Annotated in this window: 7 protein-coding genes; 3 read left to right on the top strand and 4 right to left on the bottom strand. The window is 55.8% G+C overall.

Going from position 1 to position 6,228, the window contains the following annotated elements; all coding sequences use genetic code 11:
* From RTY00_RS18070 to gstA, 3 genes are all read left to right on the top strand, one after another.
* A partial coding sequence (locus RTY00_RS18070; RefSeq protein WP_312665349.1) for an oligopeptide:H+ symporter occupies window positions 1-1,040 on the top strand: 1,040 nt, incomplete at its 5' end.
* A gap of 136 nt (window positions 1,041-1,176) precedes the next feature.
* A complete protein-coding gene (locus RTY00_RS18075; RefSeq protein WP_312665350.1) occupies window positions 1,177-2,058 on the top strand; it encodes a LysR family transcriptional regulator in 882 nt (293 codons plus the stop codon).
* Window positions 2,059-2,157: 99 nt separating this feature from the next.
* Window positions 2,158-2,763: a glutathione transferase GstA gene (gene gstA, locus RTY00_RS18080; protein ID WP_312665352.1), complete on the top strand. Its 606-nt coding sequence runs from the start codon at window positions 2,158-2,160 to the stop codon at window positions 2,761-2,763.
* A gap of 112 nt (window positions 2,764-2,875) precedes the next feature.
* Here the strand turns inward: gstA and pdxY are convergent, their stop codons facing one another.
* From pdxY to RTY00_RS18100, 4 genes are all read right to left on the bottom strand, one after another.
* Entirely contained in the window at window positions 2,876-3,736 is an 861-nt protein-coding gene (pdxY, locus tag RTY00_RS18085; protein WP_008110272.1) for a pyridoxal kinase PdxY, read from the bottom strand.
* Window positions 3,737-3,792: 56 nt separating this feature from the next.
* Window positions 3,793-5,067, bottom strand: coding sequence for a tyrosine--tRNA ligase (tyrS, locus tag RTY00_RS18090; RefSeq protein WP_008110275.1), 1,275 nt, complete (start codon window positions 5,065-5,067; stop codon window positions 3,793-3,795).
* Window positions 5,068-5,206: 139 nt separating this feature from the next.
* Window positions 5,207-5,863, bottom strand: coding sequence for a pyridoxamine 5'-phosphate oxidase (gene pdxH, locus RTY00_RS18095; RefSeq protein WP_008110277.1), 657 nt, complete (start codon window positions 5,861-5,863; stop codon window positions 5,207-5,209).
* 22 nt (window positions 5,864-5,885) lie between these two features.
* Window positions 5,886-6,215, bottom strand: a complete 330-nt coding sequence (locus RTY00_RS18100; RefSeq protein WP_312665351.1) for an MliC family protein — start codon at window positions 6,213-6,215, stop codon at window positions 5,886-5,888.
* Between the last annotated feature and the right edge of the window lie 13 nt (window positions 6,216-6,228).

Genomic DNA, 6,228 nt, shown 5'->3' on the forward strand with positions numbered 1-6,228 from the left:
ACATGTCGATCAACATCGGTTCGCTGTTCTCGATGATGCTGACGCCGTGGCTGGCTGCGAAATATGGCTGGGGCGCCGCGTTCTCGCTGTCGGTTGTCGGTCTGGTAATTACGCTGCTGAACTTCCTGTTCTTCCAGCGTGTGGTAAAAAACTACGGCTCCAAGCCGGATTTTGCCCCGCTGCAGATGGGTAAACTGCTGATGACGCTGGTTGGCGTGGTAGCGCTGATTGCGCTGGCGGCCTGGCTGCTGCATCATCAGAGCATCGCACGCATGACGCTGGGCGTCATCGCCGCGGGTATCGTGGTGATCTTCGCCAAAGAAGCTTTCGCGTTGAAAGGTGCGGCACGTCGTAAGATGATCGTGGCCTTCCTGCTGATGGTAGAAGCGATTGTGTTCTTCGTGCTTTATATGCAGATGCCAACCTCACTCAACTTCTTCGCTATTCGTAACGTTGAGCATGCGATTCTCGGCATCACCTTTGAGCCAGAGCAGTTCCAGGCGCTGAACCCGTTCTGGATTATGCTGGCAAGCCCGATCCTGGCGGCGGTGTATAACAAGCTCGGCGATAAAATGCCGATGCCACACAAATTCGCCTTCGGTATGGTGCTGTGTTCAGCGGCCTTCCTGGTGCTGCCGTTTGGTGCCAAATTTGCCAACGAAGCCGGTATTGTCTCGGTGAACTGGTTGATCCTCAGCTATGCGTTGCAGAGCATCGGTGAGCTGATGATTTCCGGCCTGGGCCTGGCGATGGTGGCACAGCTGGTTCCACAGCGTCTGATGGGCTTCATCATGGGTTCCTGGTTCCTGACCACCGCAGGTGCAGCAATGATTGCGGGTAAAGTCGCCAACCTGATGGCAGTGCCGAGTGATGTGACCGATCCGCATACTTCGCTGGCAGTTTACAGCCATGTGTTCCAGCAGATTGGTATTGCTACCGGCGTGATTGCCCTGCTGATGTTGATCACCGCGCCATTGCTGAACCGCATGACGCAAGATGACAGTCAAACTGAACTGAAACGCGCTAGCGCCCATCAGTAATGAGAAAGCCGGGCTTGTCCCGGCTTTTTTCTGCCCACCATTCACATTTCCTTTAACGATTTCTGCTGCTCACTCTTCGCTTTTCGCTCGCTTAACTTCATGATGTCGGCTCACTGTTAATCAGCGTGGAAGAAGCATGGACAGGTTTGATGAGCTTGAGGTGTTTGTCGCGGTTATCCAGCAAGGCAGTTTGGCTGGCGCCGCGCGTTTGTTACAGCGATCGCCACCGGTGATCACTCGCACCCTAAACACCCTCGAAGCCCGTCTCGCCACCACCCTGATTGAACGCACCACCCGCCAGCTGGCACCCACCGAAGCCGGTTGGCAGCTGTTTGAGCAGGCGCAACGGGTGTTGAGCGATTATCAGCGCGCCATCGACAGCGCTCACCACAGCGGCCTGCATGGCTTGCTGCGTTTAACCGCACCGGTGCAGTTTGGTCGTCGCCACGTCATGCCTTTAGTGAATGCCTTTCTGCAACAGCATGCGGAGATGCAGATTGAAGTGGTGCTCAGCGACACGTATCAGGACCTGATCGAAAACGGTCTTGATATCGCATTACGCATTGGTGAACTGCAGGACTCTTCGATGGTGGCGCGTCAGGTTGGCACGGTGCGTTCAACGCTGATTGCCAGCCCCGACTATCTGCAACAGGCGGGCACACCTTCTCATCCCACTGAACTGACTCAACATGCGTTAGTGACGAGCCTGCGCCATACGCGCGAGTGGCGCTTCGCCCAGGATCTGCGCGTGCGCATCACGCCGCGTCTGCGGGTTAATGATGTGGAGAGCCAGCTGGAAGCGCTGCGCAGCGCACACGGCATTGGACGGCTGCTGTCGTATCAGGTTCTCGACGATATCCACAGCGGAAAACTGCTGCGTTTACTGCCGGAATGGGAACCGGCCCCGTTGCCGGTGCAGTTAGTCACCCAACGCGTGAAGAATATGACGCCAAAAGTGCGGCAATTTTGGGATTTTGCGCTCGAAAAGCTGCCGTTACTGCCATGCTTTGCTGAATAAACCTGAACGGTGACCGCAATTCCTGATCGCTGTCACTGGCAAAAATCCCTGGCAGACTTATGCTGCTTCGATCACCACTACACTCAAGGAGAAGCCATGATGAAACTCTATTGTAAGCCCGGTGCCTGTTCGCTATCACCGCATATTGTCGCGCTTGAATGCGGACTGGACTTTACCCAGGTGAACGTGGACCTGCAGAAGAAAGTGACCGAGCAAGGAGAAGATTACTGGCAGATTAACCCGAAAGGACAAGTGCCGGCGCTGCAGTTTGATGATGGCAGCATCCTGACAGAAGGCGTGGCGATTGTGCAGTATCTGGCGGATCTCAAGCCGGATCGCAACCTGCTGGCCCCGACCGGCAGCCTGACGCGCTATCACACGCTGGAGTGGCTGAGTTTTGTCAGCAGCGAACTGCACAAAAGTTTTAGTCCGCTGTTCCGTCCGGATACGCCGGAAGAGTACAAAACCATTGCCCGTGCGCAGCTGGAGAAAAAGTATCAGCAGGTGAATGAGGCGTTGCAGGATAAACAGTGGCTGCTGGGATTACGCTTTACCGTTGCCGATGTGTATCTGTTCGTAGTGACGCGCTGGGCTAAAGCCATCAAGCTGGATTTAGCGGGACTGGATGCGCTGGAAGCCTGGTTTAGCCGGGTTGCGGAGCGCCCAGCGGTGCAGGCGGCGTTGAAGGCGGAAGGTTTGGTTTAATCCTTCGCAATTCTTCGTCGCATTGCTATCAATGCGCACGCCCCAGATCGTAGGGTCGCCATTAATGGCGACCTCAATTACAGGTGCGCATTCATGCGCACCCTACGGGAATTTACAGCTTTTCAGCGGCGAAATGCTGTGTCGGCTTAGCAATCGCATCCTGCGCGGCCACCAACTGCAATTCGTACTCGCCCATTTCGTGGGTTTTCAGCATCACTTCATAAACCGCCGCGGTGATGTGCTCGAGCGCATCCTGCAGCGACTTGCCGTGCAGCAGATCGACCAGCAGCAGGCCGCTGGTGAGATCGCCCACGCCAACCGGTTGACGCACGCCAAAGTCCACCAGCGGACGGCTGATGTGCCAGCACTCATCGGCGGTCACCAGCAGCATCTCAAAGCGGTCGCTGCGGCGTCCGGCGCGTGCCAGATGTTTCACCAGCACCACTTTCGGGCCTTTGCTAATCAGTTCTCGTGCCGCAACCACCGCTTGCTCCACGTTGGCCACTTCATGCCCGCTGAGCATCTCCAGCTCCAGCAGGTTCGGCGCGATGATGTCGCTGGCGGGCAACGCCATTTTGCAGTGAAATTCCGCCACGCCCGGCGCCACGATGCAGCCTTTTTCCGGATGGCCCATCACCGGATCGCAGAAGAACCATGCGTTCGGGTTGGCTTCTTTCACCAGACGCACGATCTCCAGAATCTGTTCGCCCTGCTCCGCCGATCCCAAATAGCCACTTAATACCGCATCACAGGTCTTCAGGCGGTCCACCGCCGCAATGCCTTTAACGATGTCGGTCAAATGCGTGGCGGGCATCACGGTGCCGGTCCAGTGACCATACTGGGTGTGATTAGAAAATTGCACGGTATTCAGCGGCCAAACGTTTGCGCCCATGCGGCGCATCGGGAATTCGGCAGCGCTATTACCGGCGTGTCCGTAAACAACGTGAGATTGAATTGCGAGAATATTTTTCATTTTGCCCTGTACTGCTGTCTTGCCATAAAAAAGGGCCGGAAGCCGGCCCTGAACGCTTACTGCCAGTTAATCAGGCAGTAATGTTTTTTACCGCGACGCAACAACGTGAAACGTCCAAACAGTTTATCGCTGTCGCTGAAACGGTACTCCGCATCTGACTGTTTTTCGCCATTCAGCGAGACCGCGTTAGAACCGATCATGGTGCGCGCCTGGCCGCGTGATGGCACCAGCTCAGCCGCCACCAGTGCCTGCTGCAGATCGTCTTCTGCTGTCAGCGTGATGGTTGGCATACCGTCCTGCGCCAGCTGCTCGAAGTCCGCTTCGGTCATCGCGCTGAGGCTGCCGGAGAACAGGCTCTCGGTGATGCGTTTTGCCGCCGTTAAGCCGCTTTCGCCGTGCACCAGACGCGTCACCTGCTCAGCCAGCACGTACTGCGCGCGTGGCGCTGTGCCGCTGTTTTTGTCTTCTTCTTCCAGCGCATTGATCTCTTCAATGCTCATGAAGGTGAAGAACTTCAGGAAGCGATACACATCTGCATCCGCCGTGTTGATCCAGAACTGGTAGAACTTGTACGGACTGGTTTTCTTCGCATCCAGCCACACTGCGCCACCTTCGGTTTTACCGAATTTAGTGCCGTCGGATTTGGTGATCAGCGGTACGGTCAATCCCCACGCCTGCTGCTGATGCAGACGACGCGTCAGGTCGATACCAGAAGTAATGTTGCCCCACTGATCGGAACCGCCAATCTGCAGCACCACATCGTGACGCTTGTTCAGCTCAGCAAAGTCATAACCCTGCAGCAGGTTGTAAGAGAACTCGGTGTAGGAGATGCCCTGATCTTCGCGGTTCAGACGCTGTTTCACCGCTTCGCGGTTGATCATCTGATTGACGGAGAAGTGCTTACCGATGTCACGCAGGAAGGTCAGCACGTTCATGCCGCCAAACCAGTCGTAGTTGTTCGCGGCAATCGCGCTGTTGTCGCCGCAATCGAAGCTGAGGAAAGGCGCGACCTGGTTGCGGATCTTGTCGACCCACTCGCCAACGGTTTCAGCGGTGTTAAGTTTACGTTCTGCTGCTTTAAAGCTGGGATCGCCAATCAGACCGGTGGCACCACCCACCAGCGCGACCGGCTTGTGTCCGGCATCCTGAAAACGTTTCAGGCAGAGCAGCGGCACCAGATGGCCCAAATGCAAGCTATCAGCGGTAGGATCGAAGCCGCAATAGAGTGCAATTGGCCCTTGCGCCAGTCGCTCTGCTAACGCTTCTTCATCCGTTACCTGGGCGACTAAGCCCCTTTCTTGCAATTGTTGTATCAGGTTACTGCTGGTCATCACTGACTCCAAATTGATCAGACTGCACCTAGGCTGGTACACAGCTTTCCGCCGACGTGCGGAGACGAAAAAAAAGAGGGCTATAGCATAAAGCGCTGACGCCAACTGCGCCAGCGTTGAAAGGGGATAAAACGCAGTTTTACGGGGCTAAACGGTCAATCGACCAGCCATTGTCATTACGCTGGTAGAGGAAGCGATCGTGCAGGCGATGTTCGCCGCCCTGCCAGAACTCCACGGTGTGGAATTTGACGCGGTAACCGCCCCAGAAACTTGGCAGCGGCACTTCGCCCTGCTGGAATTTTTGTTTAAGTTCGAGGAACTTGCCTTCCAGCACGCCGCGCGCAGAAATGCGGCTCGACTGCTTCGACACCCACGCACCAATCTGGCTATCACGCGGGCGACTGCTGAAGTACTTCAGCACCTCGAGTGGCGACAGTTTTTCCACTTCGCCCAGCACCATCACCTGACGCTCAAGAAAGTGCCACGGGAAGTGCAGCGAGATACGCGGATTCTCTGCCAGCTGCAGCGCCTTGCGGCTGCCGAGGTTGGTATAGAACACCATGCCTTGCTCGTCGTAGTGCTTAAGCAGCACGATGCGCTGATAAGGCTGGCCGCTGCTGTCAACGGTGGCCACCGTCATCGCCGTCGGATCCGGCAACTGCGCGGTGCAGGCCTGCTGCAGCCACTGCTCAAATAGCGCCAGAGGATTATCGGGCAGATCTTTACGTCGCAGCCCGCCGCGAGTGTATTCACGACGCAGATGGGCAATATTTTGCAAGCTGTCACTGTCGCTCATGCTGTTTCTCTTTCTCTAACGTTTACTGAGCGGAGGTATCCGCGTTCTGCAATTCACAATCATTAATCACGATTTTGTTATTACGTTCAACAAAAGCGCCATTGCCTTTTGACCAGAAGACGTAAGTGCCGTCGCTGTAGCGCGCGCCGGAGGCCGAGACCGTTTGTGTCAGCGTCAGCGGCTTGCCATCCAGAATAAAGCTCACCTGCTGCTTTGCATTATCCTGCGTGACGGTCAGCGGCAAGGTGCCGCACTGGTAGCGCAACTGTTGAGGCATCTCTTGCTGTTTATGCATCATGCCGCAACCACTTAAGATCGCCACGCTACTCAGCACCATAATTGTTTTTTTCATCTTCACCTCTTAA

The sequence above is a fragment of the Pantoea sp. CTOTU49201 genome, from assembly GCF_032054795.1.
Classification (GTDB): Bacteria; Pseudomonadota; Gammaproteobacteria; order Enterobacterales; family Enterobacteriaceae; genus Pantoea; species Pantoea symbiotica.

Bases quoted from the DNA above. Each gene is read 5' to 3' on its own strand.
- RTY00_RS18075 (WP_312665350.1), top strand. From the start codon at position 1,177: ATGGACAGGTTTGATGAGCTTGAGGTGTTTGTCGCGGTTATCCAGCAA.
- gstA (WP_312665352.1), top strand. From the start codon at position 2,158: ATGAAACTCTATTGTAAGCCCGGTGCCTGTTCGCTATCACCGCATATT.
- pdxY (WP_008110272.1), bottom strand. From the start codon at position 3,736: ATGAAAAATATTCTCGCAATTCAATCTCACGTTGTTTACGGACACGCC.
- tyrS (WP_008110275.1), bottom strand. From the start codon at position 5,067: ATGACCAGCAGTAACCTGATACAACAATTGCAAGAAAGGGGCTTAGTC.
- pdxH (WP_008110277.1), bottom strand. From the start codon at position 5,863: ATGAGCGACAGTGACAGCTTGCAAAATATTGCCCATCTGCGTCGTGAA.
- RTY00_RS18100 (WP_312665351.1), bottom strand. From the start codon at position 6,215: ATGAAAAAAACAATTATGGTGCTGAGTAGCGTGGCGATCTTAAGTGGT.